This window comes from Streptomyces sp. CB02261, from assembly GCF_001905665.1.
Lineage (GTDB): Bacteria > Actinomycetota > Actinomycetes > Streptomycetales > Streptomycetaceae > Streptomyces.
Genome location: NZ_LIVX01000003.1, coordinates 81,475 through 106,855, shown reverse-complemented (window position 1 = coordinate 106,855; position 25,381 = coordinate 81,475). Strand labels below are relative to the sequence as shown.

27 protein-coding genes are annotated in these 25,381 nt (G+C 73.6%); 17 read left to right on the top strand and 10 right to left on the bottom strand.

Translation table 11 applies throughout. The features are described from left to right. Nucleotides 1-99 precede the first annotated feature (99 nt). Nucleotides 100-720 (top strand): pyridoxamine 5'-phosphate oxidase family protein, encoded by a 621-nt coding sequence (locus AMK29_RS10650; RefSeq protein ID WP_073812124.1) that lies wholly within the window; start codon nucleotides 100-102, stop codon nucleotides 718-720. A gap of 51 nt (nucleotides 721-771) precedes the next feature. Here the strand turns inward: AMK29_RS10650 and AMK29_RS10645 are convergent, their stop codons facing one another. Together AMK29_RS10645 and AMK29_RS10640 are read right to left on the bottom strand one after the other, a co-directional pair. Next, a complete protein-coding gene (locus AMK29_RS10645) occupies nucleotides 772-1,197 on the bottom strand; it encodes a hypothetical protein (RefSeq protein ID WP_073811037.1) in 426 nt (141 codons plus the stop codon). 39 nt (nucleotides 1,198-1,236) lie between these two features. Beyond that, a complete protein-coding gene (locus AMK29_RS10640) occupies nucleotides 1,237-1,629 on the bottom strand; it encodes a DUF6479 family protein (protein WP_073811034.1) in 393 nt (130 codons plus the stop codon). Nucleotides 1,630-1,779: 150 nt separating this feature from the next. Here AMK29_RS10640 and AMK29_RS10635 point away from each other — a divergent pair, with 150 nt between their 5' ends. Continuing rightward, the gene (locus AMK29_RS10635) at nucleotides 1,780-2,289 is read left to right on the top strand and encodes a SigE family RNA polymerase sigma factor (RefSeq protein WP_073811032.1); all 510 of its coding nucleotides are present in this window, start codon (nucleotides 1,780-1,782) and stop codon (nucleotides 2,287-2,289) included. A gap of 137 nt (nucleotides 2,290-2,426) precedes the next feature. Beyond that, the gene (locus AMK29_RS10630; protein ID WP_073811030.1) at nucleotides 2,427-3,740 is read left to right on the top strand and encodes a hypothetical protein; all 1,314 of its coding nucleotides are present in this window, start codon (nucleotides 2,427-2,429) and stop codon (nucleotides 3,738-3,740) included. Nucleotides 3,741-3,824: 84 nt separating this feature from the next. Here the strand turns inward: AMK29_RS10630 and AMK29_RS10625 are convergent, their stop codons facing one another. Both AMK29_RS10625 and AMK29_RS10620 read right to left on the bottom strand, forming a co-directional pair. Beyond that, nucleotides 3,825-5,516: a bifunctional 3'-5' exonuclease/DNA polymerase gene (locus AMK29_RS10625; protein WP_073811028.1), complete on the bottom strand. Its 1,692-nt coding sequence runs from the start codon at nucleotides 5,514-5,516 to the stop codon at nucleotides 3,825-3,827. Between the two features lie 483 nt (nucleotides 5,517-5,999). Then, nucleotides 6,000-7,244: a helix-turn-helix transcriptional regulator gene (locus AMK29_RS10620; RefSeq protein WP_073811025.1), complete on the bottom strand. Its 1,245-nt coding sequence runs from the start codon at nucleotides 7,242-7,244 to the stop codon at nucleotides 6,000-6,002. Between the two features lie 141 nt (nucleotides 7,245-7,385). Between AMK29_RS10620 and AMK29_RS10615 the strand changes: the two genes are divergently transcribed. Together AMK29_RS10615 and AMK29_RS10610 are read left to right on the top strand one after the other, a co-directional pair. Beyond that, nucleotides 7,386-8,312, top strand: coding sequence for an NADP-dependent oxidoreductase (locus AMK29_RS10615; protein WP_073811023.1), 927 nt, complete (start codon nucleotides 7,386-7,388; stop codon nucleotides 8,310-8,312). A gap of 178 nt (nucleotides 8,313-8,490) precedes the next feature. Further along, entirely contained in the window at nucleotides 8,491-9,135 is a 645-nt protein-coding gene (locus AMK29_RS10610; RefSeq protein WP_079196829.1) for a GNAT family N-acetyltransferase, read from the top strand. A gap of 139 nt (nucleotides 9,136-9,274) precedes the next feature. Here the strand turns inward: AMK29_RS10610 and AMK29_RS10605 are convergent, their stop codons facing one another. The 3 genes from AMK29_RS10605 to AMK29_RS10595 all read right to left on the bottom strand — a co-directional run bounded on the left by AMK29_RS10605 (nucleotide 9,275) and on the right by AMK29_RS10595 (nucleotide 13,177). Further along, entirely contained in the window at nucleotides 9,275-11,389 is a 2,115-nt protein-coding gene (locus AMK29_RS10605; protein WP_073811019.1) for an FtsX-like permease family protein, read from the bottom strand. Beyond that, nucleotides 11,383-12,288: an ABC transporter ATP-binding protein gene (locus AMK29_RS10600; protein WP_241845271.1), complete on the bottom strand. Its 906-nt coding sequence runs from the start codon at nucleotides 12,286-12,288 to the stop codon at nucleotides 11,383-11,385. The genes AMK29_RS10605 and AMK29_RS10600 overlap by 7 nt, the downstream gene beginning before the upstream one ends. Before the next feature lie 70 nt (nucleotides 12,289-12,358). Beyond that, complete coding sequence (locus AMK29_RS10595) at nucleotides 12,359-13,177, bottom strand: NAD(P)H-binding protein (protein WP_073811016.1); 819 nt, start codon at nucleotides 13,175-13,177, stop codon at nucleotides 12,359-12,361. A gap of 73 nt (nucleotides 13,178-13,250) precedes the next feature. On the opposite strand from AMK29_RS10595, the gene AMK29_RS10590 reads away from it, so the two are divergent. The 6 genes from AMK29_RS10590 to AMK29_RS10565 all read left to right on the top strand — a co-directional run bounded on the left by AMK29_RS10590 (nucleotide 13,251) and on the right by AMK29_RS10565 (nucleotide 19,342). Further along, complete coding sequence (locus AMK29_RS10590) at nucleotides 13,251-13,682, top strand: winged helix-turn-helix transcriptional regulator (RefSeq protein ID WP_073811014.1); 432 nt, start codon at nucleotides 13,251-13,253, stop codon at nucleotides 13,680-13,682. Continuing rightward, the gene (locus AMK29_RS10585) at nucleotides 13,679-14,806 is read left to right on the top strand and encodes a DUF2786 domain-containing protein (protein ID WP_073811011.1); all 1,128 of its coding nucleotides are present in this window, start codon (nucleotides 13,679-13,681) and stop codon (nucleotides 14,804-14,806) included. Before AMK29_RS10590 ends, AMK29_RS10585 begins: the two co-directional genes overlap by 4 nt. A 143-nt stretch (nucleotides 14,807-14,949) precedes the next feature. After that, entirely contained in the window at nucleotides 14,950-17,025 is a 2,076-nt protein-coding gene (locus AMK29_RS10580; RefSeq protein WP_073811008.1) for an FUSC family protein, read from the top strand. Nucleotides 17,026-17,211: 186 nt separating this feature from the next. Continuing rightward, nucleotides 17,212-17,826 (top strand): hypothetical protein, encoded by a 615-nt coding sequence (locus AMK29_RS36340; RefSeq protein WP_073811006.1) that lies wholly within the window; start codon nucleotides 17,212-17,214, stop codon nucleotides 17,824-17,826. Nucleotides 17,827-18,044: 218 nt separating this feature from the next. Further along, the gene (locus AMK29_RS10570) at nucleotides 18,045-18,593 is read left to right on the top strand and encodes a SigE family RNA polymerase sigma factor (RefSeq protein WP_073811002.1); all 549 of its coding nucleotides are present in this window, start codon (nucleotides 18,045-18,047) and stop codon (nucleotides 18,591-18,593) included. Beyond that, nucleotides 18,590-19,342: a hypothetical protein gene (locus AMK29_RS10565; protein WP_143202889.1), complete on the top strand. Its 753-nt coding sequence runs from the start codon at nucleotides 18,590-18,592 to the stop codon at nucleotides 19,340-19,342. The genes AMK29_RS10570 and AMK29_RS10565 overlap by 4 nt, the downstream gene beginning before the upstream one ends. Before the next feature lie 10 nt (nucleotides 19,343-19,352). Here the strand turns inward: AMK29_RS10565 and rpsN are convergent, their stop codons facing one another. Further along, the gene (rpsN, locus tag AMK29_RS10560) at nucleotides 19,353-19,658 is read right to left on the bottom strand and encodes a 30S ribosomal protein S14 (RefSeq protein ID WP_073810996.1); all 306 of its coding nucleotides are present in this window, start codon (nucleotides 19,656-19,658) and stop codon (nucleotides 19,353-19,355) included. Beyond that, complete coding sequence (gene rpmB / locus AMK29_RS10555) at nucleotides 19,658-19,894, bottom strand: 50S ribosomal protein L28 (protein ID WP_073810993.1); 237 nt, start codon at nucleotides 19,892-19,894, stop codon at nucleotides 19,658-19,660. Before rpmB ends, rpsN begins: the two co-directional genes overlap by 1 nt. Before the next feature lie 63 nt (nucleotides 19,895-19,957). Here rpmB and rpmG point away from each other — a divergent pair, with 63 nt between their 5' ends. Beyond that, a complete protein-coding gene (rpmG, locus tag AMK29_RS10550) occupies nucleotides 19,958-20,122 on the top strand; it encodes a 50S ribosomal protein L33 (RefSeq protein ID WP_073810990.1) in 165 nt (54 codons plus the stop codon). Nucleotides 20,123-20,358: 236 nt separating this feature from the next. Beyond that, nucleotides 20,359-20,601 (top strand): DUF397 domain-containing protein, encoded by a 243-nt coding sequence (locus AMK29_RS10545; RefSeq protein ID WP_055600858.1) that lies wholly within the window; start codon nucleotides 20,359-20,361, stop codon nucleotides 20,599-20,601. A 123-nt stretch (nucleotides 20,602-20,724) separates the two neighbouring features. Here the strand turns inward: AMK29_RS10545 and AMK29_RS10540 are convergent, their stop codons facing one another. Next, on the bottom strand, nucleotides 20,725-21,222 hold the full coding sequence (locus AMK29_RS10540) for an ATP-binding protein (RefSeq protein ID WP_073810988.1): 498 nt from the start codon (nucleotides 21,220-21,222) through the stop codon (nucleotides 20,725-20,727). A gap of 329 nt (nucleotides 21,223-21,551) precedes the next feature. On the opposite strand from AMK29_RS10540, the gene AMK29_RS10535 reads away from it, so the two are divergent. The 4 genes from AMK29_RS10535 (at nucleotide 21,552) to AMK29_RS10520 (ending at nucleotide 25,345) form a co-directional block, all read left to right on the top strand. Next, a complete protein-coding gene (locus tag AMK29_RS10535; protein ID WP_073810986.1) occupies nucleotides 21,552-22,424 on the top strand; it encodes a helix-turn-helix domain-containing protein in 873 nt (290 codons plus the stop codon). Nucleotides 22,425-22,509: 85 nt separating this feature from the next. Continuing rightward, entirely contained in the window at nucleotides 22,510-23,967 is a 1,458-nt protein-coding gene (locus tag AMK29_RS10530) for an aldehyde dehydrogenase family protein (protein WP_073810984.1), read from the top strand. 141 nt (nucleotides 23,968-24,108) lie between these two features. Beyond that, nucleotides 24,109-24,651 (top strand): DinB family protein, encoded by a 543-nt coding sequence (locus AMK29_RS10525; protein WP_073810982.1) that lies wholly within the window; start codon nucleotides 24,109-24,111, stop codon nucleotides 24,649-24,651. 79 nt (nucleotides 24,652-24,730) lie between these two features. Then, nucleotides 24,731-25,345, top strand: coding sequence for a PadR family transcriptional regulator (locus AMK29_RS10520; protein ID WP_073810980.1), 615 nt, complete (start codon nucleotides 24,731-24,733; stop codon nucleotides 25,343-25,345). The last annotated feature ends 36 nt before the right edge of the window (nucleotides 25,346-25,381 follow it).

Here is a 25,381-nt window from a genome sequence, read left to right as displayed (position 1 = left end):
AGCACTGGGAACCAGGGGGAAAGCGTGAGCAGTACCGGCACGTCCACGTCCGACAGGGGTGAGGAGCTCGTCGTCACCGAGCGGACCCGGCTGCGGCGGATGCGGGAGAAGGGGAGTCATGGGCGGGCCGATCTGGAGGCCGTGCTCGGGGCCGGGTTCCTCTGTCATCTCGGGGTCACCGTCGACGGCACGCCGATGGTCGTGCCCACCGCGTACGGGGTGGACGGCGGGCAGCTGTACCTGCACGGCTCGGTCGCCAGCCGCAGTCTCGTCCAGGCGCCCGACGCCACCGTCTGCGTCACGGTCACCCATGTCGACGGGCTCGTCCTCGCCCGCTCCGTCTTCGAGCACGGGGTCAACTACCGCTGCGCGATGATCTACGGCGTTCCCCGCCTCGTCACGGACCCCGACGAGAAGCTGCGCGCTCTGCGGGCGCTCACCGAGCAGAGCTCTCCGGGGCAGTGGGAGTACGCGCGGCAGCCCAGCCGCAAGGAACTGGCCGCGACCTCGGTCGTCGCGCTGGATCTGACCGAGGCCTCGGTCAAGACCCGTAGCGGCCCGCCCGACGACGGCGAGTCCGAGGACGCGGCGCTCGGTCTGTGGGCGGGGGAGCTGCCGGTGGTCACCACCTTCGGCGAGCCGGTCACCGACCCCGTTCTTCCCCCGGACTCCGCCCCGCCCGCCCATGTGGCCTCCCGCGCGGGTCGCGTCCTGGGCTGAGGCCGGGGTCTGCACGGCCACCGGGTCGCGTGCCGGGCTGAGGCCCGGGCGCTAGACGGCCTCCGGCATCTCCTCCGCGTCCCGGAGCCGGTGCCGGGCCCGGCCCGCCAGGCGGCGGGCGGCGACCGGGGCGTGTTCCAGGACCGGGGCGATCCGCTCGTACGGGACCTGGAACTCGTCGTGGAGGACGAACGCCACCCGTTCCGGAGGCGTCAGCTCGTCGAGGTCCGCCGTCGAAGCCGCTTCACCCGGAGCCGGGGCGGTCTCCGAGGGGCGGTCGTGCGTCTCGCGGGCGCGGAGTCGGGACAGGCACGCCGCGGCCACGGCGATGGTCGGATCCTCCGGCCACCGCCAGGTCCTCCGCGCGTCCTCCACCGCCTCGTCGGCCTCCGGGGACGTGCCGAGCAGGCGGTACGCCACCGCCCGGAGGCGCGCCTCCGGAGCGGTGGGGGTGGGGACGGGTGTGTCGTCGTTCACGGGGTGTGGCCTCCTGGCCTCGGTCGGAGCGGGCTGCCGTCAGTCGCCGTGGCCCGTGCCTCCGCTGCCGAAGCCTCCGCTGGAGATACCGCCCCACTTGCGCTTCTCCTCACTGGGCGGGTCGGGCGAGGTCTCCGTACCCGACGTGCCGGAGTTCTTGAGTTGGTACGGCATGAGCCGGTGTTCGCCGTCGGTCTGCGGCATCTCGGCCGGCCTGCGGTATTCGGACATCTCACCGGGCAGCCGGTCCGTCTCCGGCCGGTGCGGGTGCTCTTCCGGCTTGGGCGTGCGGGACTCGCGGTCGCGGACCCGGAATCCGAGCGCGACCGCCCCGATCAGGACGAAGACGACGATGAGTCCGGCGAGGAACTGTCCGAGGCCCGACTGCCAGACTCCCGCGGCCAGGGTCTGGGCTGCGCTGAGAGTGTTCATACAAGGGGATTACCCGATTCCGCTTCTTTGGATGCGTCCGGCAGGCTCCTCGCAAAAATCTCGGACGGGCGCTGAAACATTTCCCCGCCCCCGTCGCGTCAATGAGGTGTACGGCGACCACACCACGTGACCACGACGGAAAGGAGGGGTATGAGGAAGTCCCGCGCGGACGAGTTCATGGAGTTCGCCTCCGCACGCTCGGGCCACCTGTTCCGCTCCGCCTGCCTGCTGACCAGCGGAGACACGCATCTCGCCGAGGACCTCACCCAGGAGACGCTGGGCCGGATGTACGCCCTCTGGGGCCGCGTCGCACGGATCGGCAACCCCGCCGCGTACGCCCAGACGGTCCTCGTCCGCACGTTCCTCAGCCACCAGCGCCGCCGCTCGGCCACCGAGCGCCCCCTCGGCGAACTGCCCGACCGCGCCCCCGACACCGGCGAGGACCCGGCACTCCGCATCGCCCTGCTCGACGCGCTCGCCGGACTCGCGCCCAAGGACCGCGCGGTCGTGGTGCTGCGGTACTGGGAGGACCGCAGCATCGAGGAGACCGCCGACGCCCTGCACGTCAGCTCGGCCGCGGTACGCACCCGCTCCGTGCGCGCGCTCGGGAAGCTGCGGCAGCGTCTCGGCGGCAGCATCGCCGAGTTCGCCGCCCGCTGACGGCGAGGCCGCCCCGGACGACCGCGGTGCCCCCGGACGACCGCGGTGCCCCCGGACGACCGCGGTGCCCCAGGACGACCGCGGCGGATCCCGCACCACCCCCTGTCTTTCAACCAACCGGAGACGGTGAATTCGACATGCCCCAGAACGCAGATTCCCCGCACGAGGGATTCGAGGAGGAGCTCGGCGCGGTCCTGCGCCGCACCGGCGACGGCTTCGACGTCGACGACCGGCGCGAGCTGGTCGAGGGCGGCCTCCGGCGCGGCCGGCGCCGCCTGTTCCGCCGCCGCCTCGCGGTGACCGGTGGCGTCCTCGCCCTCGCCGCCGTCGGCATCGGCGGGGTGTGGGGCGGCTCCCTGCTCTCGCCCTCCGGTGCCCCGGACCACGTCTCCGTCGCGGGGGCGCCCAAGACCCCCAAGCCGACCGCCGGCGCGTCGGACCCGACCGGGCCCGTCGTGAAGAAACCGCTCCAGGCGCAGATCGCGGTCAAGGACCTCGCGGCCGTCCTCCAGGCCAACACCCCGGCCGGCACGTGGGAGATCGAGAACCTGGAAGGCAAGGAGCAGTACGTCCAGGGCGTCTACGACGACGGCAGGGGCAAGGCGGGCGTCTCCCTCGGCCTCCACCGCGCCCACGGCACCGGCGAGGCGGTCGACGAGCAGGTGACGTGCCCGTCGAGGACGCACGTCTCCTTCGACGACTGCTCGACCGAGCGGCTGCCGAACGGCTCCCGGCTGATGATCTTCCAGGGGTACGAGTACCCCGACCGGCGCGAGGAGACCAAGGCGTGGCGGGCGGTGCTGCTCACCAAGGACCGCTTCCTCATCGACGTCACCGAGTACAACGCCGCCGCCGAGAAGGGGGCCGCGATCAGCCGGGAGAACCCGCCCTTCACCCCCGCCCAGCTGAAGGCCCTCGTCACCGCCGACGCCTGGCAGCAGCTCCTGAAGCAGCTGCCCGCGGAACCGAAGACGAAGAGGCCGGGCGCCGGCTCCCAGCAGCCGCCGGGCGAGCTGGGCGGCCCCGCCGTCCAGAGCACCCTGCTCTCCCTCCTGCCCACGGGCCTCAAGGTCGCCGACAAGGGCGCGGACTCCGGCTACGGCTTCGTGGTCGTCGACGACGGCAAGGGCGAGAGCCTCGTCCAGATCAACGTCCAGCCGAACATGGGCGGTGTCGTCGGTGACCTCTTCGGCAGCGGGGACGTCACCACGCTCCCCGACGGCCGCCTGGTGAAGCTCACCCAGCAGCCCGGTGAGAAGGGCGGCGCCGGTGTCGTGTGGTGGACCGCGGACACCATCACACCGGACGGCTTCCGGGTCGTCGTCTCGGCCTTCAACACCGGCGCCCAGCACGAGGACGCCACCCGCGCCGAGCCCGCGCTGAGCATGGAGCAGCTGAAGACGATCGCCCTGAGCACCGACTGGCTGCGGCTGCAGGCGCCGCCGGAGTGAGCGGGCCCGCCGGGACGGTCGGGTAGGCCGGAGTGGGCTCCGCCCCGCAGTGCGGGGCGGAGCCCACTCCTCTTCTCCTCGCGCCTACTTGGCGTCCGCGTACCGCTCGACCGTCGCCGTCGTGAACGGGAACCGCACCGGCGTCTCCCCGAACGCGATCCGCCCCGCCTCGTCCCCGGCCGCCCGGATCGCCTCCGTGACCCCCACCGCCTCCTCCGCCGGACAGTGCACGATCACCTCGTCGTGCTGGAAGAACACCAGCTCCGCCCGCATCCCCGCCAAGGCCCGCCGCAACGCCGCCAGCATCAGCAGCGCCCAGTCGGCCGCGCTGCCCTGCACCACGAAGTTACGGGTGAACCGGCCCCGCGCCCGCGCGTTCCCCGAGGCGTACCCGGGGACGAACTCGCCCTCCTCGGCCACCGGTTCACCACCCTCCTGCGGCAGCCCCGCCTCGTCGTCGTCGCCCGCGCCGACCGCCCGGGGGCTGGTTCTGCCCAGCCAGGTCCGCACGAGCCGGCCCTCCTCGCCCGCCTTCGCCGCCTCGTCGACGTAGGCCACCGCGCGCGGGAAGCGCCGCCGCAGCGCCGCCAGGTTCTTCAGGCCGTCGCCGCTGGTCTGCCCGTAGATCGCGCCCAGGAGCGCGATCTTGGCGTGGTCGCGGTCGCCGGAGAAGGCCCGGTCCGACAGACGGGTGTAGAGGTCGTCCGGGTGCCCCGCGACCTCCATCAGGCCCGGGTCCCGGGAGATCGCGGCCAGGACGCGCGGCTCCATCTGGTCGGCGTCGGCCACCACCAGGCGCCAGCCCGGGTCCGCCACCACCGCCCGCCGGATCACCTTCGGGATCTGCAGCGCCCCGCCGCCGTTCGTCGTCCAGCGCCCGCTGACCGTGCCCCCCGGCAGGTACTCCGGGCGGAAACGTCCGTCCCGCACCCAGTCCTGGAGCCACGACCAGCCGTGGGCCGTCCAGATCCGGTACAGCTTCTTGTACGCGACCAGCGGCGCCACCGCCGGGTGGTCGATCTCCTCCAGCTCCCAGCGGCGGGTCGACCTCAGCCGCACACCGGCCTGCGCGAAGGCCTTCACCACGTCGGCGGGCAGGTCCGGCCGGACCCGGCGCCCGAACGCCGCGGACACCTCCTCCGCGAGCTCGGCGAGGCGGCGTGGCTCGCCCCCGCCCGCGTACCGCTCGCCCAGCAGCTCGTGCAGCAGGTCCCGGTGCACGTCCGCCCGCCACGGCAGGCCCGCCCGGTGCATCTCCGCCGCGACCAGCATCCCCGCCGACTCGGCGGCCGTGAGCAGCCGCATCCTGCCCGGGTGCTCCGCCAGGTCGTGGCGGCGCAGCTGCTCCGCGTACACCGCGAGGAGGCCGTCGAAGGGTACGGAGGCCACCGGGCGCGGCTCGAAGAGCGAGTCCTGCGAACCGGGCTCCGCGCCGCGCTGGGGCGGATCGGGGGGCACCGGCGCGTTCCGCAGGCGCGCCCAGGCCGCCGCCGCCGAGCGGGGCTCGCCGAGGCGGCCCTCGTGGCCGAGGAGCAGCTGCTCGGCGTCCTCCATGTCGTAGCACCGCTCGACGCGTACGCCGGCGGCGAGCAGCCGGGGGTACACCTCGGCCGTCGACCGCCACACCCAGCGGGCCACCTCGGGCCGCGCCCGTACGGCCGCCACCAGGTCCGGCTCGCGCCGGGTCTCGCCCGCGGGCAGGCCGTCCGGGCCGAGGGGCACGAGCAGTGCTCCGTCGCCCTCGGCCTCGGGTGCGAGGGCCCACCTCTCGGTCATGGGTGCGAGTCTGGCAGCCGGCACTGACAGCGCCGCGCCGCCGAGCCGCCATGCGGCGTGGCGCTGCCCCCTCCGTGTGGGCGATCGTCCCGTCGGGCGCGGGACGGGTGGGCGGTGCCCCTCCTGTGTGGGCGTCGGGTTCGCCGCGGGGCGAAGCCGACTGGGCGGCGCCCCCTCCCGAGCGGGCGATCGTCCCGCTGGGCGGAACGGGTGGGCACACGGGACGGCGCCCCTGCCGGGCCCAGGCCTCCTGCCGGTACGGCGCTCCCGAGGTCCGGGCTCGGGCGAAGGGCGCCCACCTGGTGGGCCGGGTCCGGGGGCGGCTGAGCGCCGTCGTCGGCGTTGTGCCCACCCGTTCCGCTCTTGCGGAACAGATGCCCACAACGTGCGTGGTCGGGAGTTGCCGCCCGCTCCGCCCCTGCGGACGAGATGCCCACAACGTGCGTGGTCAGGGGCTTGCCCACCATGCCCACAACGTGCGGGCTACGCCGCCGCGTGGAAGAGGGCTGCTGCTTCGCCTCGGGAGTTGACGGACAGTTTGTTGAGGATGTTCGCGACGTGGAACTTCACCGTCGATTCGCTGATGTGCAGCTCCTCGGCGATCCGCCGGTTGCGGTGCCCCAGAGCCAGATGGCGCAGGACCTCCACCTCCCGTTCGCCGAGGCCGGACAGCGGGTGCGCCGCTCCGACCGGGGCGGCCGGTGCCGCCAGCGGGATCACCGCCGTGATCGTCGTGCCCCAGCCGGGGACCGCGTCCATGTCGAGCCGCCCGCCGAGCACGTCGAGCCGGTCCCGGATCGTGCCCGCCCCCAGGTCGCAAGGGGCGAGCGCACCCGCCCCGTCGTCCCGTACGGACGCCCGCAGTTCGTGTTCGGTCAGCTGCCAGCCGACGTGGATCCGGCGGACCGAGTCCTGTTCGAGCACGATCAGGAGCAGGGACCGTACGATCGCCCGCGCGCTGTGAGCCACGTCCGCCGCGAGCGACCGGGTCGCGTCCGGCGCCCCCAGGTCGAGCCGGACCTGGCTGTGCCGCAGCATCGGCCGCAGCTCGCCGGCCAGCCGCTCGAAGGCGTCCTGGGCGGGCTCCTCCGCGAGCGCCCGGTCCCGCCGCTGCTCCGCCCGCATCTCGATCAGCGCGGACGCGGCCAGGTCGGTCGCGGTCGTACGGGCCGTGGTGTCGTCCAGGGCCCTGCTGCGCAGCACACCGAGGACGCCGGAGAGCGCCGCCGTGTGCGAGGCCGTCAGTTCCGCGATGACCCGGGCCCGGGTGTCTGCGGCCGCCCGCGAACGGGCGAGGGCCCCCGGCAGCGCCTCGACCGCGAACCGGTCGAAGTGCCCCGCCACCAGGTCCCACAGGGCCTGCGCCACGGTGAGCGCGGCCGCGTCGACCGGGGCGGCGCCGTCCTCCCGTACGAGCACGAGCACCGCCCCGCGCACGGTCGCGTGGCTCGTGACGGCGACGACCCGCCGCTCCCGGCCGCCGATCGTCGCCGTGCCCTGCCAGGGGCTCCCCGGCACGCCGGCGGCGAGCAGCGGCGCCAGTTCGGTGGCCGTCAGCAGCTCCGTACCGCCGAGCGCCTTGAAGGGGGAGTGGGCGCAGTGGGTGGAGAGTTCGGCCGCGTCCACGTGCGGGACGAAGGGGGCGAGGGCCGCCGAGACCTTGGGGAGGATCTCCCCGAGCGGCTGCCGGATGATCTCGTACGCCGTGGTCAGCGTGAGCGCGTCCATGCGGTCGAGCGTACGGGGGGAGGGCCGGGTCGCGGCCCGTCTTTCGGCCAGGCGGCACTGGCCGTCAGGAGGGCGGGGAGTCGGTGCCCGGCAGCGCAGGCTGGGACCCGTCGAAGTGAACGGGCTGCTGTGGAGGCTGAGATGGAAGCGATCGTGTACGAGGAGTTCGGCGGCCCCGAGGTGCTGCGCCACGCGACCGGCGTAGCCGTACCGGAGCCCGGCCCCGGCGAGGTCCGGGTGAAGGTCGCGGCCGTCGGGCTCAACCCGGTGGACTGGAAGCGCCGTTACGGCTGGGTCGAGGAGTTCTACCCGACCACCTTTCCGGCCGTCCCCGGCCTGGAGTTCGCCGGCACCGTCGACAAGGTCGGCGAGGGCGTCGACGACCTGGCCGTCGGCGACGAGGTCCTCGGCTGGACGAAGACCGGCGCCTACGCCCAGTACGCCATCGCCGGCCTCGTCGTGCCCAAGCCCGCCGGGCTCTCCTGGGCGTCCGCCGCGAGCCTGCCGGTGGCGACGGAGACGGCACAGCGCGTCCTGGACCTGATCGGCGTCCGGGCGGGCGAGACGCTGTTCCTGCACGGAGCGGCCGGAGTCGTCGGCTCCGTGGGCGTGCAGCTCGCCGTCGCGGCCGGGGTCACGGTGATCGGCAGCGCGTCCGGCGCCAACCACGCGTACCTGCGCGAACTCGGCGCGATCCCCGTGGAGTACGGGGAGGGTCTGACCGACCGGGTCCGGGCCGCCGCCCCCGACGGCGTCGACGCCGTCTTCGACGCGGCCGGACACGGTGTGCTGCCGGTCGCGATCGAGCTCCTCGGCGGGGCCGAGGCGGCGAAGGAACGGATCGCGACGATCGCGGACGTCGACGCGGCGAAGCACGGCATCACCTTCACGGGCGTCATGGGCGACCCGGAGGCCGTGCGGGCCGGACTCACGGCCCACGCGCGCGCGGCGGAGGCGGGCACCCTCGCGGTCCGGCTCGCCGACACGCTCCCCCTGAAGGAGGCGGCGCGCGCCCAGGAGCTGAGCGAGACGGGGCGGGTGCGGGGCAAGTTGGTCCTTGTTCCGTAGGGGAAGATCCGGGGGGGGAGTACGAGGATCCTCGCCGCGAGTGCCGAGTGCCGAGTGCCGAGTGCCGAGTGCCGAGTGCCGAGTGCCGAGTGCCGAGTGCCGAGTGCCGAGTGGTGTTGTGTACTGAGGGCCGGTGCTGACTCCCGCCGGATGGACCCGACCGTGGAAGGCGACGACGATGTACGCGATACCCCTGGGCGACGACGGCGCGGAGCTGCGGCCGCTCGAACCGTGGCAGGCCGACGAGTTCCTGGCGCACATGGACCGGGGGCGGGAGTTCATCGGCGCCCGCAACGGACTCCCCGACGTCGTCACCGACCTGGAGTCGAGCCGCGCCTACCTCCGCCTGTACGCCGAGAAGACGGCCACCGACTCGGGGCGCATCCACGGCATCTGGTCCGACGGCACCCTCGTCGGCGCCGTGATCCTCCGGCAGCTGGACCCGGCCGCCGGCACGGCCGAGGCGGGCTGCTGGCTGGAGCCGGCGGGCGTCGGCAAGGGCCTGGTGACCCGCGCGGCGCGGACGCTCATCGACTGGGCGATCGAGGTACGGGGGATCCACCGGGTGGAGTGGGTGGTGTCCTCCGACAACGCGCCGAGCATCGCCGTGGCCCGCCGGCTCGGCATGAGCAGGGACGCGGTCCTGAGGGAGAGCTACGCCTACCGGGGCCGACTCCACGACGAGGAGGTCTGGTCGGTCCTCGCCCCGGAGTGGAGGGCGGCCAAGTCCGCGCGGGCGGCGGGGGCGCCGGGGACGCCGGGGACGACCGGGACGACCGGGACGACGGGGACGACGGGGACGACGGCGCCGGCAGGGGCGTAGGGCGGGGCGGTGGCGACGGTGGCGACGGGGGCGAGCGGGACAACGGTGGCGACGGGGACGACGGCGTCGGCAGGGGCGTAGGGCGGGGCGGTGGCCCGGCTCCGACCCCGGCCACCGCCCCGCCGTCCACCTTGGCCGCTCAGCGCGTCAGGCGCCACGCGGGGAGGGCCGACGCGGCGACCGCGACCGTCGCGCACACGCCCGCCGCCGCGCCGACCGTGGCCCACGGAAGGGCCAGGGCCACCGGCGCCGAGAGGGCGGCCAGGCCGGCTCCCAGGGCGCCCAGGACGAGGGCGGTCACCACGAGGCCGAGGACGGTGCCGATCGCGACGGCGAGGGTCGCCTCGCCCGTCACCACCCGCAGGATCTGGGCCCGGGTGGCCCCGGCGAGCCGCAGCGAGGCCAGCTCCGCTCCGCGTACGGAGGTCGCCATGAGCAGGGTGTTGACCAGGCCGATCACCGTGTAGACCAGGGCGATGCCGAGGACCAGCGCCATGCCGAGCCGTTTCTGCGGGTTGTCGCCCTCCCGGTGCCCGGCCTCGGCCCACGCCTCGGCCGTCCTGACGGTCCCGCCGCTCGCCTCCAGGGCCGGTGCGGTGGCCGGACCGCCGCCCCGCGCCTCGATCCGGTCGGGGGCGGAACCGGGGGCGTTCGCCCGTGTGACGTACGGCCCGTTGTCGCCGGTCCCCAGGGCGAGGACGGCGGCCACCCGGAGCCGTACCGGACCCGTTCCGTCCGCGCGCCAGACCTCCACGGTCTCGCCCACCCGGCGCCGCTCGAACTCCTCGTTGACGACGATCGACCGGTCGTCGAGGTCCCGCAGGTCACCGGCGACCACGGGCAGCCGTGCCAGCTCGGCGAAGGCCGCCGGGTCGGTGACCGCCCGGGCTCCGTACCTGACGACGGCCTCGGCCCCGTCCCGTACGAACACCGAGGTCGCCCCGGTCGGGGACACGACCGCCCCGGGCGGCGCCGCCACCGGCCGCAGGTCGGCGCCCGTCACGACGTACTCGGCGGCCGTCCGGTCCCGTGCCTCGACCTCCTTCGCCCGCGTGATGCTCGTCGCCGAGCCGAAGAGCGTCCCGGCGAGCGCCACCGTCACGAGGACGGGAGCGGCGACGGCGGCGGTACGGCGTACGGAGGCCGCGCTGTTCTCCCGTACCAGCGTCCCCACCGCACCCCGCAGCCGCAGCAGCCGGGCCACCGGGCGGACGAGCAGCGGGGAGAGCAGCGCGACACCGGTGATCAGGAGCATCGGAAGGGTCGTGTACGTCTTCCGTTTGAGCAGCGCGGAGGGGTCCGTGGCGCACGTCCAGACAAGGAGCCCGAGGCCCGTCACGAGCAGTGCCGTGCCGAGCAGCGCGCGGCCGAGCGGCAGGGTGTCGGCGTCGACGTCCGCCTCGCGGAGCGCTGCCGTCGGCCCGACCTTCCCGGCGCGCCGGGACGCGGCGACGGCCCCGGCGAGGGCCACGGTCACGCCCGTCCAGAAGGCGGCGTGGAAGGGCCAGACGGGCCCGCCGACCGTGAACCACGCGGGTGCCAGGCCGCCGTCGACGAGGGTCCTCGCGAGCAGGGGCGCGCCCAGGGCGCCGAGCGCGCAGCCGGCCCCGGAGGCGAGCACGCCGAGCGCCGTCGCTTCGGCGAGGAGGAGCCGCCTGATCTGCCCGGGGGTGGCTCCGGCGGTCCTGAGCAGCCCGAACTCGCGGCGGCGCAGTGCCACGGCGAACGCGAAGGTGGAGGCGACGACGAAGATCGAGACGAAGGCGGTGACGCCGCCGGAGGTGCCGAGGAGGGCGTTGAGGCCGACGAGCGCGTCGGCGTCCCGTTCGGATCCGGGATCGGCGTGCCGCCGCTCGCCGCCGGTGAGGACCCGGGCGCGGTCGCCGACGAGGGCCCGGACCTCGGCGGCCGGGGCGTCGACACCGACGGCGTCGGGGCCGCCCGAGGTGGTGACGGTCCAGCGGACGCGGAGCTCGCGCAGCAGTTCGCTGTCCACAAACTGTGGACGGTCGAGCGGCAGCGACACGGAGGCGGTCCCCGGCCCCCGCCGCACGTCCAGCGTCAGCCGGTCCTGACCCTGCACGACGACGGGCGAGGAGGCGAACCGCTGAGGCGAGCGCTCGGGTGCGTCGAACGTGGCGGAGAGGCCGAGCCCCATGGTCGTGAGCAGCCCGACCCCGAGGGCGAGCGCGACGAACCCCCCGAGGAAGGAGGCCCAGCGCGCCCGGAGCCCGGAGAGTACGACGGTCAGCACGACTGCCTCCCGGGCGCGGCGACGGTGACGGGGGCGCAGGAGACGTCGGCGGTGGCGGCGACGACGGAGGTGTCGGGGGTGGTGACGGCGACGGAGCTGTCGGCGGTGACGGGGGCATCGGGCGCGGCGAGGGCCTCCAGCCTCGTCATCCGCGCCGCGACCCGCTCCACCGTCGGGTCCGGCAGTTCGCCCGCCACACGGCCGTCGACCAGGAAGACCACCCGATCCGCGCGGGCCGCCGCCACCGGGTCGTGGGTGACCATGACGATCGTCTGCCCGTCCCGGTCGACCAGCTCCCGCAGCATGTCGAGCACCTCGCGGCTCGTCGTCGAGTCGAGCGCCCCGGTCGGTTCGTCGCCGAAGAGGACGGCCGGACGGGTGATCAACGCGCGCGCGAGGGCGACCCGTTGCTGCTGGCCGCCGGACAGTTCCCCCGGCCGGTGCCGCTCCCGTCCCGCGAGCCCGACCCGCGCCAGCGCCTGCCGTACCTCCGCGCGGGACGGGCGGCGGCCGGCGAGCCGGAGGGGGAGGGCCACGTTCTGCGCGGCCGTCAGGGAGGGCAGCAGGTTGAAGGACTGGAAGACGAAGCCGATCCGGTCCCGCCGTAACAGGGTCAGGCGCCGCTCGCTCAGCCCTTCGAGGGCGGTGCCGCCGACCTCCACGCGCCCGGCGGTGGGCCGGTCGAGTCCGGCCGCGCACTGGAGCAGCGTGGACTTGCCGGAGCCGGAAGGACCCATGACGGCGGTGAAGGTCCCGGCCTGGAAGTCGAGGTCGACGCCGTCGAGGGCGCGGACGTCCCGGTGGTGCCGGGTGAGCCCTCGTAGCCGTACAGCGACGGTGGTGGTGGCGGAGGCGCTAGTGGTGGCGGCGTTCGTGGTGGTGGCGGCGGTCGCGGTCATGGCCCAAGCGAACCGTTTCCGCCGCCGCCGATCACGACCACTGGCGGGCGTCCGGAGGGTATGCCTGGCCCTACCCCGCGCGTACCGCCCGCACGAACACGTCGAGCGCGTCGAGGGGTTCGCGCCCGCCGAGCAGCGCCCGCAGGTCGCTCTCGACCCCCGTGCCGTCCATGAAGCCGTGGGCGATCGCCGAGTACGTGCTCGCCAGCATCGGCACCTGGAAGGGCGCGGCCCCGGAGGCGGCGACGGCGGCGCGGGTGTCCGCGAGCGTGCCGGGGGCGTACGTGGCGCCCAGGGCCGCCGCGAGGTCGGCGCCGCCGAGGGGGCGCTCGCCGACGAGCTCGTACACCCGGTTCCGGTGGGCGGCCGGGTCCGTGGCCACGGAGACGGCGACGTCGGCGAGGTCCGCGCGGGCGACGGCGGAGAGACGGCCCTCGCCGAGCGGGCTAGTGATCCGGCCGTCGGCGTCGGGAGCGGCGATCCACGTGAGGAACTCGGCGTAGAGGCCGTTGCGGAGGATCGTCCAGTCGAGGGTGGGGGAGCGGAGCAGGCGCCGCTCGGTCCAGCGGTGCGCGAGCGCGTACGTGAGGTGGTCGCCGTCGCCGGAGAGGCTCGTGTACACGACGTGCCGGACGCCCGCCCGCTCGGCGGCCGATATGACGGCCTCGTGCCGGGCGACGACGGTGTCGTCCTCCCCGTACCCGGCGGATATCAGCAGCAGTGTGTCCACCCCGGCGAACGCCTCCGGGAGGGTTTCTGGCGCGTCGAAGTCGAGGAGCCTCGTGCCGGGGAGCCCCGCGCGCGTACCGAGGACGACGTCGCCACGGCCGGCGAGCCGTTCGGCGACGAGCGAGCCGAGAGCGCCGGAGACACCGGTGACGAGCAGCATGTTTTCCCCCAGGGGTCGAGATGGCTGAGACCATCGTGGGGGGACGGGGAAGATCGCGTAAGGAGGCACATCGATGTCCGTGGGGCACACGGAGGTAACCACCGAACCCTTGGTGAGCTGTGCGGAGGAGTGCGGGGTACGGGACGTCCAGGACCGGCTCGGCGACAAGTGGACCGTGCACGTGGTCGTCGAACTCGCGCCGGGGCCACGGCGGTTCAGGGAACTCCAGCGGCTGGTCACCGGGGTCTCGCAGCGGATGCTGACCCTGACGCTGCGCCGCCTCGAACGCGACGGCCTCGTCTCGCGGACGGTCTACGCGACGACGCCGCCGCAGGTGGAGTACGCGCTGACGGAGACCGGCCACAGCATGACCCGGCTGATCAAGGAGCTCGTCGACTGGTCGCTCGACCACCGCGCGGCGATCGCCCGGTCGCGCGAGGAGTGGGACGCGGCGAAGGCGGGCGGCCCCCGCCGCACCGGCAGCGACGCGAAGGGCACGGCGTGAGTACCGGCACCACCGTCGACAAGGCCTTCGAGGCGCTGTACGCGGGCGACGACGGGTCGCTCGACACGGCCGCGTCCCTGCTGGCCGCCGACCGCTCCACCGACGCGGAACTGGTCCGCCGGGGCGAGGAGTTCGTACGGACGCTGTGGGCCCGGGGCTGGCAGCCGGCGGACCTCGTCCGCATCGCCCGCCGTGACCTGGCGGACGAGCACCTCCGGGTCCTGATCGGGCTGATCCGGTCCGAGACCGTCCGGTACGGGACGCTGCCGCGCCGCTGGCAGGCGCAGCTCGACGAGCTGGACGCCGCCGCCCCGGGCCGGCCGGCGGACCGCTTCTCGTACGCGACGACCGTTCTGGAGCTGTACCGGCTCCTGGTCCGGCTGCCGCGCCTGGACGCGGTCGGGCCGGTGCCGGGGGAGGCGCTGCCGCCCGCCGTGGCCGGGGAGCCCCGCATGCTCTCGCGGATCCGGGCGCTGCTCGCGAAGGCGGAGGCGACGGGGTACCCGGAGGAGGCGGAGGCGCTCACCGCCAAGGCGCAGGAGCTGATGGCCCGGCACAGCCTGGACGAGGCGACGCTCGCGGCGGGCGCGCCGTCGCCGGAGACTCCGGGGGCGATCAGGATCGGCGTGGAACCGCCGTACGAGCAGGCGAAGGCGATCCTGTTGGACGCGGTGGCGACGGCGAACCACTGCCGGGCGGTGTGGAACGAGACGTACGGCTTCTCGACGGTGATCGGCTTCGAGGGGGACCTCGACCCGGTGGAGCTGCTGTACACGTCGCTGCTCGTGCAGGGGACGGCGGCGATGACGCGGGCGGAGGCGGAGCAGCGGGCCGGGGGGCGCAAGCGCACGAAGTCGTTCCGGCAGTCGTTCCTGCTGGCGTACGCGAACCGGCTGGGCGCCCGACTCTCGGCGACGTCCCGCCGGGTGGCGGCCGAGGCTCCGACCCTCCTCCCCGCCCTCGCCTCCCGCGACCTCGCGGTCACCACCCGCACGGACGAGCTGTTCCCGGAGACGCGGACGACCCGGGTCCGCGCGGCCTGGGACGAGGCGGGCTGGACCCACGGCGAGACGGCGGCGGACCGGGCGGGCCTGAACCCGGGGCGGCGGGGCCTGCGGGGGTGACGGGCGGGACGGGGTTGGCGGGGGCGCCGGGAAGTCGCCCAGGATGGACCCGCTCTGGCCGGTCGTGGCCTGTCGCGAACGTGCCATGGCCAGCCATGGCACGTTATGGACGGTTATGACCCGATCGCGGCTACGCTCGGCCCATGAGCTGGCTCCGGGCCCTGAAGGAGACCGCCCGCTCCGGGCTCACCGTCGAGCGGCGGCGGCTCGAACCCGTCGTCGCCGCCCGAGCCGCCCTCGGCCTCGCCCTCGTCGTCGGGTTCTCGCTCGCGCTCTTCGGCCCCGCCGTCGCCGCCGCCTCCGCCTTCGGCGCCTTCCAGGCGGCCATCGCCACCTTCCAGCGTTCCTGGCGCCCCCGCCCCACCCTCGCCCTCGCCTCCGGCGCCAGCCTCGCCCTGTCGACGTTCTTCGGCTATCTCACGGCCGCCCACGGCGCCCTCTTCCTCGCGCTGCTGCTCCTGTGGACGTTCCTGGCGGGGCTCGCCTGGGCCGCAGGGCCCACCGCCGGCATCATCGCCTCCTCCAACGTGGCGATGATGCTGGTGACGGTCACGCTCCCCACCTCCGTCGCCACGGCCGCCGGCCACGCCGCCATGATCTTCGCCGGGGGCGTCGTCCAGGCCGTCCTGGTCGTCGTCCTCCCGGTCCGCCGCTGGGGTGCCCAGCGCGACGCCCTCGCGGACGCGCTCGCCGCCGAGGCGGACTACGCCCGTCGGCTCCGCCACGACCCGGTCGCCCCGTTCGACCCCCTGCCCCTGATGACGGCCCGCAGCGCCGCCGCCGTCACGCCCGGCCAGGCCCGCCGGCGCCCGGCGGAGCTGCACGGCGCCCGGGGCCTCGCGGAACGCATCCGTCCGGTCCTCGCCTCCCTCGCGGACCCGGCGGTCGGCGTGCCGGAGGAGGGCCCGCAGCGGGCCCGGGTCCGGGAGCTGCTCGCGGCGGCGGGCGCGGTCCTGGACGCCGCCGCGCACGCGATCCGGCACGGTGAACCGGTCGCTCTGCCCGCGCCCGCCATGGCCGCACTCCGCACCCCGGACACCGGCGCGATCCTCACCGGCCCCTCCCGCCGCGCCGCCCTCCGCCTCGCCGCGCTGCTCGGCGACGTCGTCGAGACGGCGGAGCCGAGGACGGAGACCACCGGGACGCCGGGCCACGGCACCGCGTCCGCCCTCGCCCGTCCCTCGCTCGTCCGGATGGCGCCGGTCGTCGCGGCGAAGGCCCGGGGCGAACTCCGCCGGGACTCCCCGGTCCTGCGCCACGCGGTCCGCGTCTCGGTGGTCACGGCCACCGGCTACCTCCTCGGCGGGGTGCTCCCGTTCGGGCACGGCTTCTGGGCGCCGATGGCCTCGGTGATGGTCATGCGCCCGGACTTCTCGCAGACGTACGCCCGCTCGGTGGCGCGGTTCGGCGGCACCCTGATCGGGGTGGCCCTGGCGACGGCGGTGGTCCAGTCGGCGCACCCCGGCACGTATCTGTCGGCCGGTCTCTCCGTGGTGTGCGCCTTCGGGATGTACCTGCTGATGCGTACGGGGTACGCGGCCGGTCAGGTCTTCGTCGCCGCGTACGTCGTGTTCCTGCTCGGCATGCAGGGCGCCGACCTGACCCAGACGGTACGGGACCGGGTGACGCTGACCCTGCTCGGCGGGCTCCTCGCGATGCTGGCGTACGCCGTCTACCCGGCCTGGGAGACGCCCCGGCTGCGCGGCCGGCTCGCGGACTGGCTGGCGTCGGTCGGTCGGTACGCGGCCGTCGTCACCGCGCGGTACGCCGACCCGGCGGGCACCGGCAGCCCCGACGTACGGGAGGCGCTCTTGGACACGCGCGCGGCCCGGGTCGCCTGGCAGGAGGCGGTGGACCGCGCGACGCACGAACCGGTGCGGCACCGGGGCCTCTCGCACGCGGCGGCGGAGCAGGCCGACCACGCGCTCGCGGAGTTCGGACGGGTGGCGATGCTCCTGGAGGCCCACCTGCCGGAGCGCGGTGCCCCGCCTGAGCCGGCCGCCGCGACCCTCGCGGAGTCCCTGCGCCGGGCGACGGAACGGGGCGCGAGGGAGGTACGGGAGCGCAAGGAGCCGCGCTGGGAGGACCTGCGCGAGACGCTGGACGCCTGGTCGGCCGACCCTCCCGACCACTTCCTGCTGCACAAGGGCGCCGTGCTGCTCCTGGAGGCCCTCGACGAGGTCACGACGGCGCTGACGGACTCCACGCGCGCGCGTTGAGCCCGGCACGTCGGGCACCTCCCATGCGCCCCCGAGGTGTCCCGACCCCTGCGTCCTCTCGCCCGGGCACCGATTTCGCGGAGTTGCCGCCCGATGTCATCCGGACCGCGGGCCACCGGAGTTGATAGGGGAGAGGGCCGCGGAAGGCGTGCGGTCCGTCGAGACACCGATCCCAGGAGCAACCGGATGAAGAAGTACCTGTGGGCCGCGGCCGGAGTCGTGGCCGCTGTCGTGATCGCGGCTCCTTCGGCCGTGGGGGCGCCCACCAAGACCTCCACCACCGCGACCTCCGCCACCGCGACCTCCGCCACCGAGGCCGCCCCCGCGGACGTCACCCCGGCCAGGGCCGTGGCGCCCGCTCCGAACCCGGTCCGCACGGTCCGGCCGGGCGAGCGCGTGGACGCCGGAAAGGGGTACACCGTGTGGCTGACCAGGGAGGGCAAGCACTGGACCGGGCCGGACGGCTACGAGAACTTCCGCAGCGTCGTCGACGGCAACATCGACCGCTCCGAGCCCGGCGTCAGCCACCAGAGCGAGGGGGACGCGACGGGCGCCTTCCACTCGGGTCTCTACTACGGCACCCGTCACGCGGGCCGCGTCGAACTGACCGACTCCGAGGGCCGCACGACCGTCGCCACCCTCGTCGCCCTGCCCGGCCGCCCCGACTGGGGCGTCTGGTACGCCCACACCGGACCGTCGGAGGGCAACCACGGCGGCAGCCACGGCGTCGCACTGTACGACCGCGCGGGCAAGCTCCTGGCCGACCTGCCGGGCTTCGACTTCCCCGCCGGCCGCGGCTGATCCGCGGTCGGCCCGGGGGGCAGAGACGTGGCGGGGCCCGGCACGGGGCGGGCCCCGCCACCACCCCACCCCCGCGGACACCGACCACGGCACTAGCAGCAACGCCAGCACCATCAGCAACACCATCACCCACACCCACACCCACACCCACACCCACACCCACACCCACACCCACACCCACCCACACCGACCGCCGACCGAACGCGAGGTCCGAGACCGTGCCGCACGAGTCCGTCACCGAGGACGAGGGCTTCGCCGAGTTCGCCCTCGCCGCCTGGCCGCGTCTGGTGCGTACGGCCCAGCTCCTGACCGGGGACTTCCACGAGGCGGAGGACCTGGTGCAGACGACGCTGGCCAAGGTGTACGTACGGTGGCGGAAGGTGCCCCGCGGCGAGATCGACCTCTACGTCCGCCGGGCGCTGATCAACAACAACCTGAGCAGGCTCCGCCGGAAGCGGGTCGTCCATCTGCTGACGCCGGTGCTGCCCGAGTCGGTCCGCCACACCTCCGCGGGCCATGCCGAGGCGGTCGAGCGGCGCACCTCACTCCTGGCGGCGTTAGCGGACCTGACCCCCCGCCAGCGCGCGGTCATGGTGCTCCGCTACTGGGAGGATCTGACCGAACCGGAGATCGCGAGCGTCCTCAACTGCTCGATCGGCACGGTCAAGACCCACGCCCGGCGCGGTCTGGCGGCTCTGCGCGCCCACCCCGGGCTCGGCACCGCCCCCCTCCCGTCCCTGCCCGCCCCTTCCGGAGCCCGACGATGACCCCCGCAAGCCCGCCGGCATCCCCCGGTCCAGGACCCGTCCCCGACGACGCCGACGTGCGCGCCGCGTTCACCCGGGCCGCGCTCGACGTCACCCCGGGCCCGGTGCCCCTGGCCGCCGTGCGGCGGGCCGGGCGGACGCGCCGGCGGCGCCGTACGGCCGCCCTCTCGGCGCTCACGGTGCTCGCGGTCGCGGCGGCCGTCGCGGCGGTCGTGACCCTGACCCCCGTACGTCCGTCCCCGCTGGTCACGGGCCCCGCCGCCACCCCCACGAGCGCCCTCCCGACGGCGTCGCGCCCCGCACCGCCGACCCGGGTCCCGGCCCCGCCGCCGGCTCCCAAGCCGGTCCGGGTGGTGGCGTCCGGCGAGCGGGTGGACGCCGGGAAGGGCTGGACGATCTGGCTGACGGAGGAGGGGAAGCACTGGTCGGGCCCGGACGGTTACGAGAACGCCCGCAGCGTCACCGACGGCAACATCGACACGGCGGAGCCGGGCGTGAGTCACCAGAGCGGGGGCGACGCGACGAGGATCTTCCACTCGGGCCTCTACTACGGCACCCGTGCGGCGGGACGCGTCGAGCTGACGGGCCCGGGCGGGCGGACGACCCTCGCCACCCTGCTCGAACTGCCGGGCCGACCGGGCTGGGGGGTCTGGTACGCGTACACCGGGCCGGGGGATCAGGAAGCCGGCATCGCGCTGTACGACCGCGCGGGCGCGCTCCTCTCCGAGCTGCCCGCGATCCGCTACTGACCCGGGCCCCTCACCACGAGGCCTTCCGCACCCCCGGCAGGTGTCCCGCGTGCGCCTGCCCCCTGACCCGGACCCTGGACAGGCCGAACTTCCGCAGGTGGCCGCGGGGCCGGCCGTCCACGGCGTCCCGGTTGCGGACACGGGTCGCGCTGGCGTCCCGGGGCTGGCGGCTCAGCTCCCGTACCGCGGCCTCACGCTCGGCGGCGGGGGTGCCGGGACGGCGGATGATCTCCTTCAGTTCGGCCCGCCGCTCCGCGTACCGCGCCACGACCGTCTTCCGGTGCTCGTTCCGGGCGATCTTGCTGCGCTTGGCCATCAGACCTTCACCCCGCGCGCCCGGATGCGGGCCACGGCGGCCTCGACGCCGATCGTGTCGACGGTCCTGATCGCACGGGCGCTCAGGGTGAGCCGGACGTACCGGCCCTCGCCGGGCAGCCAGTAGCGCTTCTGCTGGATGTTGGGGTCGAAGCGGCGTGAGGTGCGCCGGTGGGAGTGCGAGATCCGGTTGCCGAAGCCGGGGCGCGCTCCGGTCAGCTGGCAGTGGGCGGACATGGGTGACCTACCTCTCCGTCGAGACATTGGAAATGGGAACCATTTTCATTTACTCTACACACCATGGCACGCAACGAACTCCGCCCCGTCATCAAGCTCCGGTCCACCGCCGGTACCGGATTCACCTACGTCACCCGCAAGAACCGCCGCAACGATCCCGACCGCCTCACCCTGCGCAAGTTCGACCCGATCGCCCGTCGGCACGTCGACTTCCGAGAGGAGCGCTGAGCGGGTCGGAGCGGAGCCCGCGCCCCCGCTTCGTCCGGCGTCCGGCCCCGCCCGACCGAGGGTCGGACGGGGCCGTGGGGTGGCCGCCGATTCCGGCATACTCGCTGGTGACACACTGAGTCGCGTAGTCGCTACGCGACCCCCCGTGCACGTGCATATGCTCATGCAGCGGCATATGAACACAGCTATGATCCGAGGAAGTTGACACCTGCAACAAGCAACTCGGGGAGCTACCAATGCATCATGCGCATCGCGCGTACAACGGCATGGCGGCCACGGAGCTGCGAGGCGTCGTGTGGCAGAAGAGCCGGCACAGCAACTCCCAGGGATCCTGTGTGGAGTTCGCCAAACTGCCGGGGGGAAACGTTGCCGTACGCAACTCGCGCCACCCCGAGGGTCCCGCCCTCGTCTACACGCCCGCCGAGATCGAGGCGCTCCTGCTGGGCGTGAAGGACGGGGAGTTCGACCACCTGGTGTGAGGTCCATCGGCGGACCCGCACGAGCGAAGGGCCCGGCGTCGTACGCCAGGGCCCTTCTTCCGTACCTGTACCTGTACCTGTCCTGCACCTGTCGCCTGTGCCGCGGTGTCGCTCGTCCCGCGGCTACTCCGGCCCGACCTGGAACAGCGCCCACACCACCTTGCCCCGCAGCGTGCCGGCGAGCGGATGCCATCCCCAGCTGTCGCTGAACGAGTCGACCAGGAACAGTCCGCGGCCCGACTCGGCGGCGAAGTCCTCCTCGCCGCCGCGCGCCTCCGGGCTCTCCTGGCTCGGGTCGCGCACGGCGCACACGAGGCGCGAGGACCAGCGCATCAGGTGCAGTCGAACCGGTGGGTTCTGGCCTTCTTCCTGGGGTGCGTCGGCGGGTACCGCGTGCCGGAGCGCGTTGGTGACGAGCTCGGAGACGACGAGGGCCACGTCGTCGAAACGTTCGCTCAGTTCCCAGCGGTCCAGTGTCGCGCTGGTGAACTTCCGGGCCCCGCGCACGGCTTCGTACCGTGCGGGGAGGGCGCAGGAGGCGGAGGTGGAGACGGCGCCGGGATCGATCGGCGGAAGGCCCTGCCGTAACGGCTCGAGCACGGTCGATCCATTGGTCCCCATGCGAGGCACTCCCGGGAATCGCGACTGTGGTGCGACAACACGACAACACGAACGAGTACGCGGCTGCGCGGGCACCATGGTTCCGAATGCGCCCACTGGATGCAAGGGCAGATGCACGTGCACGCGCCGGACCTGTCCGTTCCCGTGCCGAATCTGCGGATAAGTCGTGCACTCGTTGAGGGGAACTTTCCGCGAAGTACGTGCGCTGTGCCGCCGACTGCCCGGATCTCGCCGCCTTTCCGTAATCGAATGTGTACGCGCTGAAGCGTTTGGTGGCAGAATCCGGGGCTCGACGGGGGCTCGACACCGTAAAGGGGAGGCTGGGAGCCGTGACCGCAGGCGAATCGGGCGGAACGAGCGGGAGTGTGGTGCGGCGCATCCTGCTGGGTTCCCAGCTGAGGCGGTTGCGTGAGTCGCGTGGGATCACCCGCGAGGCGGCCGGCTATTCGATCCGCGCGTCCGAATCCAAGATCAGTCGCATGGAGTTGGGACGGGTGAGCTTCAAGGCCAGGGACGTCGAGGATCTGCTCACGCTGTACGGGGTCGGTGACGAGGCCGAGCGCGGTTCGCTCCTCGGGCTCGCCCGCGAGGCCAACGTCGCCGGCTGGTGGCACAGTTTCGGCGACGTCCTGCCGGGCTGGTTCCAGACGTACGTCGGTCTGGAGGGCGCCGCCTCCCACATCCGCGTCTACGAAGTGCAGTTCGTCCACGGCCTGTTGCAGACCGAGGCGTACGCCCAGGCCGTCGTCACCCGCGGCATGCCGGACGCCCCGAGCGCCGAGATCGACCGCCGGGTCGCCCTGCGCCTCGAACGGCAGAAGGTCCTCGTGTCCGAGAGCGCCCCCCAGTTCCACGCGGTCCTCGACGAGGCCGCGCTGCGCCGCCCCTACGGCGACCGGGCGGTCATGCGGGGCCAGTTGAGGCACCTCATCGAGATCTCCGAGCACCCGGGCGTCACGCTCCAGATCATGCCCTTCAGCTTCGGCGGCCACGCCGGCGAGAGCGGCGCCTTCACGATGCTGCGCTTCCCCGAGTCCGACCTCTCCGACATCGTCTACCTGGAGCAGCTCACCAGCGCCCTCTACCTCGACAAGCCCGAGGAGGTCGCCCAGTACCGGCGCGTGATGGAGCGACTCCAGGAGGACGGCCCCGATCCGGCCGAAAGCCGTGATCTTCTCCGAGGACTCCTTCAACTCTCGTGACACATCAGTACGATGACGTGACATCAGTGCCGACGTCACTTCTGTCGTTCGTGCAGAGGTAGAGCGGGGAGAGGGGTCTCGATTCATGTCGCACTTCACCGACCTGGCCCACCAGTACATCGACGGCGAGTGGAAGCCGGGCAGCGGGTCGTGGGACATCATCGACTTCAACCCCTACACGGGGGAGAAGCTCGCGTCGATCACCATCGCCACCGCCGGTGAGGTCGACCTCGCCTACCGGGCCGCCGAGCGCGCCCAGGCCGCGTGGGCGGAGACCAACCCGTACACGCGCCGGCTCGTGTTCGAGCGCGCCCTGCGGATCGTCGAGGACCGCGAGGAGGAGATCGCCGAGACGATCGTCGCGGAGCTCGGCGGCACCCGCCTCAAGGCGGCCTTCGAGCTGCACCTCGCGAAGGAGTTCCTGCGCGAGGCGGTGCAGCTGGCCCTGCGTCCCGAGGGCCGCATCCTGCCGTCCCCGGTCGACGGGAAGGAGAACCGCGTCTACCGCGTCCCGGTCGGCGTCGTCGGTGTCATCTCACCCTTCAACTTCCCCTTCCTCCTCTCGATCAAGTCGGTCGCGCCGGCGCTCGCGCTCGGCAACGCGGTCGTCCTCAAGCCGCACCAGAACACCCCGATCTGCGGCGGCACCCTCGTCGCCAAGGTCCTGGAGGAGGCCGGCCTGCCCGCAGGCCTGCTGAACGTCGTCGTCACCGACATCGCCGAGATCGGCGACGCGCTCCTGACCCACCCCGTCCCCAAGGTCATCTCCTTCACCGGCTCCGACAAGGTCGGCCGCCACGTCGCCACGGTCTGCGCGCAGAACTTCAAGCACGCCATCCTCGAACTCGGCGGCAACAGCGCCCTGATCGTCCTCGACGACGCCGACGTCGACTACGCCGTGGACGCGGCCGTCTTCAGCCGCTTCGTGCACCAGGGCCAGGTCTGCATGGCGGCCAACCGCATCCTGGTGGACCGCGCGCTGGAGGAGGAGTTCACCGAGAAGTTCGTGGCGAAGGTGAAGACCCTGCGGGTCGGCGACCCGGCCGACCCCGCCACCCACATCGGCCCGCTCATCAACGCGCGGCAGGCGGCGGCCGTGTCCTCGCTCGTCGACCAGACGGTGGCGGCCGGCGCGACGGCGCTCCTGCACGGCACGGTGGACGGCAACCTCGTCTCCCCCTCGGTCCTCACCGGCTTCGCCCCGGACGCCCCGGTCCTCGGCCAGGAGATCTTCGGTCCGGTCGCCCTGATCGTCCCGTTCGACGGCGAGGAGGAGGCCGTACGGATCGCCAACGACACCCCGTACGGACTCAGTGGCGCCGTCCACACCGGGGACGTCGAGCGGGGTGTGCGGATCGCCAAGCGCATCCACACCGGCATGATCCACATCAACGACGGCACCGTGCACGACGAGCCGATCGTGCCCTTCGGCGGCGAGAAGCACTCGGGCGTCGGCCGGCTCAACGGCGAGGCCATGGTGGAGAGCTTCACCACCCAGAAGTGGATCTCCATCCAGCACGGCCGGAGCCGGTTCCCCTTCTGAGCCTCTTGGGGCCTCTTCGGGTCCCCGCGCCACTTGAGGACAGTAGTTGTCCGCAAGGCTCCGTAACGTGGTCGGTGTCGAGAAGGACGTGCGAGGCACGGCTCACGTGACGCACGGTTCACGCTACGGAAGGCGGACATCATGGTGGCTCTCGTTCCCGCGGAGGCCCACGGCGACGAGCGCGGCGCGCTCCTCAACTTCGTCGAGGTCCAGCGCGCCGCGATCCGCCGCTCGCTCCTCGGACTCAGCGAGGAGCAGGCGGCGAGCCGGCCCAGCGCCAGCGAGCTCAGCCTCTCCGGTCTGCTCAAGCACGTCGCCGAGGTCGAGCTCAACTGGCTCCGGCTGGCGCAGCAGCGGCCCAACGAGCGACAGCGCAGCCGCGAGACCTGGAGCGAGGGCTTCCGGCTCGTGGACGGGGAGACGATCCCGGAGATCGTCGCGTTCTGGGCCGGCGTGGCGAAGGAGACCGAGGACTTCGTCCGCTCCGTGCCGAGCCTGGACGACACCTTCCCGCTGCCGGAGGCCCCCTGGTTCCCCGAGGGCGGACGGGTCTCGGTCCGCTGGATGCTGCTCCACCTGGTGCAGGAGGGCGCCCGGCACGCCGGGCACGCGGACATCATCCGCGAGTCCATCGACGGCAAGGGCTCCTTCGAGCTGATCGCGGCGGAACAGGGCCAGGGCTGACCCGCGCGGCGGCGCGGGAGTGGGGGTCGGGCAGGCCCCCGCGCGTACCCTGGTCAAAATTGACTAGGAGGTACGTGGGATGTCGGCGATCCGTCTTCTCGTCCTGGGCGCGGTGAAGCAGCACGGCCGCGCCCACGGCTACCAGGTGCGCAACGACCTGGAGTACTGGGGCGCGCACGAGTGGTCCCATGCCAAGCCCGGCTCGATCTACCACGCGTTGAAGCAGATGGCGAAGCAGGGACTGCTGCGCGCGCACGAGGTGGCACCGAGCGCCGTCGGCGGGCCGCCGCGCGTCGAGTACGAGCTGACGGAGCAGGGCAGGGAGGAGTACCTCGCGCTGCTGCGCGAGGCGCTGACCACGTACGACCAGAAGATGGACGTGCTGTCCGCGGGTATCGGCTTCATCGTGGACCTGCCCCGCGAGGAGGCGGCGGAGCTGCTGCGCCGGCGGGTGCGGGCGCTCGACGAGTGGCGGGCGGCGGTCACGGATTACTACACGCCGGAGGGCGGGCCCGGCCAGCTCGGTCACATCGGCGAGATCATGCACATGTGGGTCCACTCGGCCGACGCCGGCAAGGAGTGGACGCTCGGCCTGATCGAGCGGATCGAGGGCGGCGCGTACGTGTTCGCGGGCGAGGGGGAGCCCTTCGTGGGCGTGCTCGCCGAGGGGGAGGAGAACCCCTTTGCGACGTGATCGGACCGGGCCGCCGATCTCAGGCTAATCAAGTTT

What these genes read in the sequence shown, in the direction of transcription:
- AMK29_RS10650 (WP_073812124.1), top strand. Translation starts at nt 100, where the DNA reads ATGCGGGAGAAGGGGAGTCATGGGCGGGCCGATCTGGAGGCCGTGCTC.
- AMK29_RS10640 (WP_073811034.1), bottom strand. Translation starts at nt 1,629, where the DNA reads ATGAACACTCTCAGCGCAGCCCAGACCCTGGCCGCGGGAGTCTGGCAG.
- AMK29_RS10635 (WP_073811032.1), top strand. Translation starts at nt 1,780, where the DNA reads ATGAGGAAGTCCCGCGCGGACGAGTTCATGGAGTTCGCCTCCGCACGC.
- AMK29_RS10630 (WP_073811030.1), top strand. Translation starts at nt 2,427, where the DNA reads ATGCCCCAGAACGCAGATTCCCCGCACGAGGGATTCGAGGAGGAGCTC.
- AMK29_RS10625 (WP_073811028.1), bottom strand. Translation starts at nt 5,516, where the DNA reads ATGACCGAGAGGTGGGCCCTCGCACCCGAGGCCGAGGGCGACGGAGCA.
- AMK29_RS10620 (WP_073811025.1), bottom strand. Translation starts at nt 7,244, where the DNA reads ATGGACGCGCTCACGCTGACCACGGCGTACGAGATCATCCGGCAGCCG.
- AMK29_RS10615 (WP_073811023.1), top strand. Translation starts at nt 7,386, where the DNA reads ATGGAAGCGATCGTGTACGAGGAGTTCGGCGGCCCCGAGGTGCTGCGC.
- AMK29_RS10610 (WP_079196829.1), top strand. Translation starts at nt 8,491, where the DNA reads ATGTACGCGATACCCCTGGGCGACGACGGCGCGGAGCTGCGGCCGCTC.
- AMK29_RS10600 (WP_241845271.1), bottom strand. Translation starts at nt 12,288, where the DNA reads ATGACCGCGACCGCCGCCACCACCACGAACGCCGCCACCACTAGCGCC.
- AMK29_RS10595 (WP_073811016.1), bottom strand. Translation starts at nt 13,177, where the DNA reads ATGCTGCTCGTCACCGGTGTCTCCGGCGCTCTCGGCTCGCTCGTCGCC.
- AMK29_RS10590 (WP_073811014.1), top strand. Translation starts at nt 13,251, where the DNA reads ATGTCCGTGGGGCACACGGAGGTAACCACCGAACCCTTGGTGAGCTGT.
- AMK29_RS10580 (WP_073811008.1), top strand. Translation starts at nt 14,950, where the DNA reads ATGAGCTGGCTCCGGGCCCTGAAGGAGACCGCCCGCTCCGGGCTCACC.
- AMK29_RS36340 (WP_073811006.1), top strand. Translation starts at nt 17,212, where the DNA reads ATGAAGAAGTACCTGTGGGCCGCGGCCGGAGTCGTGGCCGCTGTCGTG.
- AMK29_RS10565 (WP_143202889.1), top strand. Translation starts at nt 18,590, where the DNA reads ATGACCCCCGCAAGCCCGCCGGCATCCCCCGGTCCAGGACCCGTCCCC.
- rpsN (WP_073810996.1), bottom strand. Translation starts at nt 19,658, where the DNA reads ATGGCCAAGCGCAGCAAGATCGCCCGGAACGAGCACCGGAAGACGGTC.
- rpmB (WP_073810993.1), bottom strand. Translation starts at nt 19,894, where the DNA reads ATGTCCGCCCACTGCCAGCTGACCGGAGCGCGCCCCGGCTTCGGCAAC.
- rpmG (WP_073810990.1), top strand. Translation starts at nt 19,958, where the DNA reads ATGGCACGCAACGAACTCCGCCCCGTCATCAAGCTCCGGTCCACCGCC.
- AMK29_RS10545 (WP_055600858.1), top strand. Translation starts at nt 20,359, where the DNA reads ATGCATCATGCGCATCGCGCGTACAACGGCATGGCGGCCACGGAGCTG.
- AMK29_RS10540 (WP_073810988.1), bottom strand. Translation starts at nt 21,222, where the DNA reads ATGGGGACCAATGGATCGACCGTGCTCGAGCCGTTACGGCAGGGCCTT.
- AMK29_RS10530 (WP_073810984.1), top strand. Translation starts at nt 22,510, where the DNA reads ATGTCGCACTTCACCGACCTGGCCCACCAGTACATCGACGGCGAGTGG.
- AMK29_RS10525 (WP_073810982.1), top strand. Translation starts at nt 24,109, where the DNA reads ATGGTGGCTCTCGTTCCCGCGGAGGCCCACGGCGACGAGCGCGGCGCG.
- AMK29_RS10520 (WP_073810980.1), top strand. Translation starts at nt 24,731, where the DNA reads ATGTCGGCGATCCGTCTTCTCGTCCTGGGCGCGGTGAAGCAGCACGGC.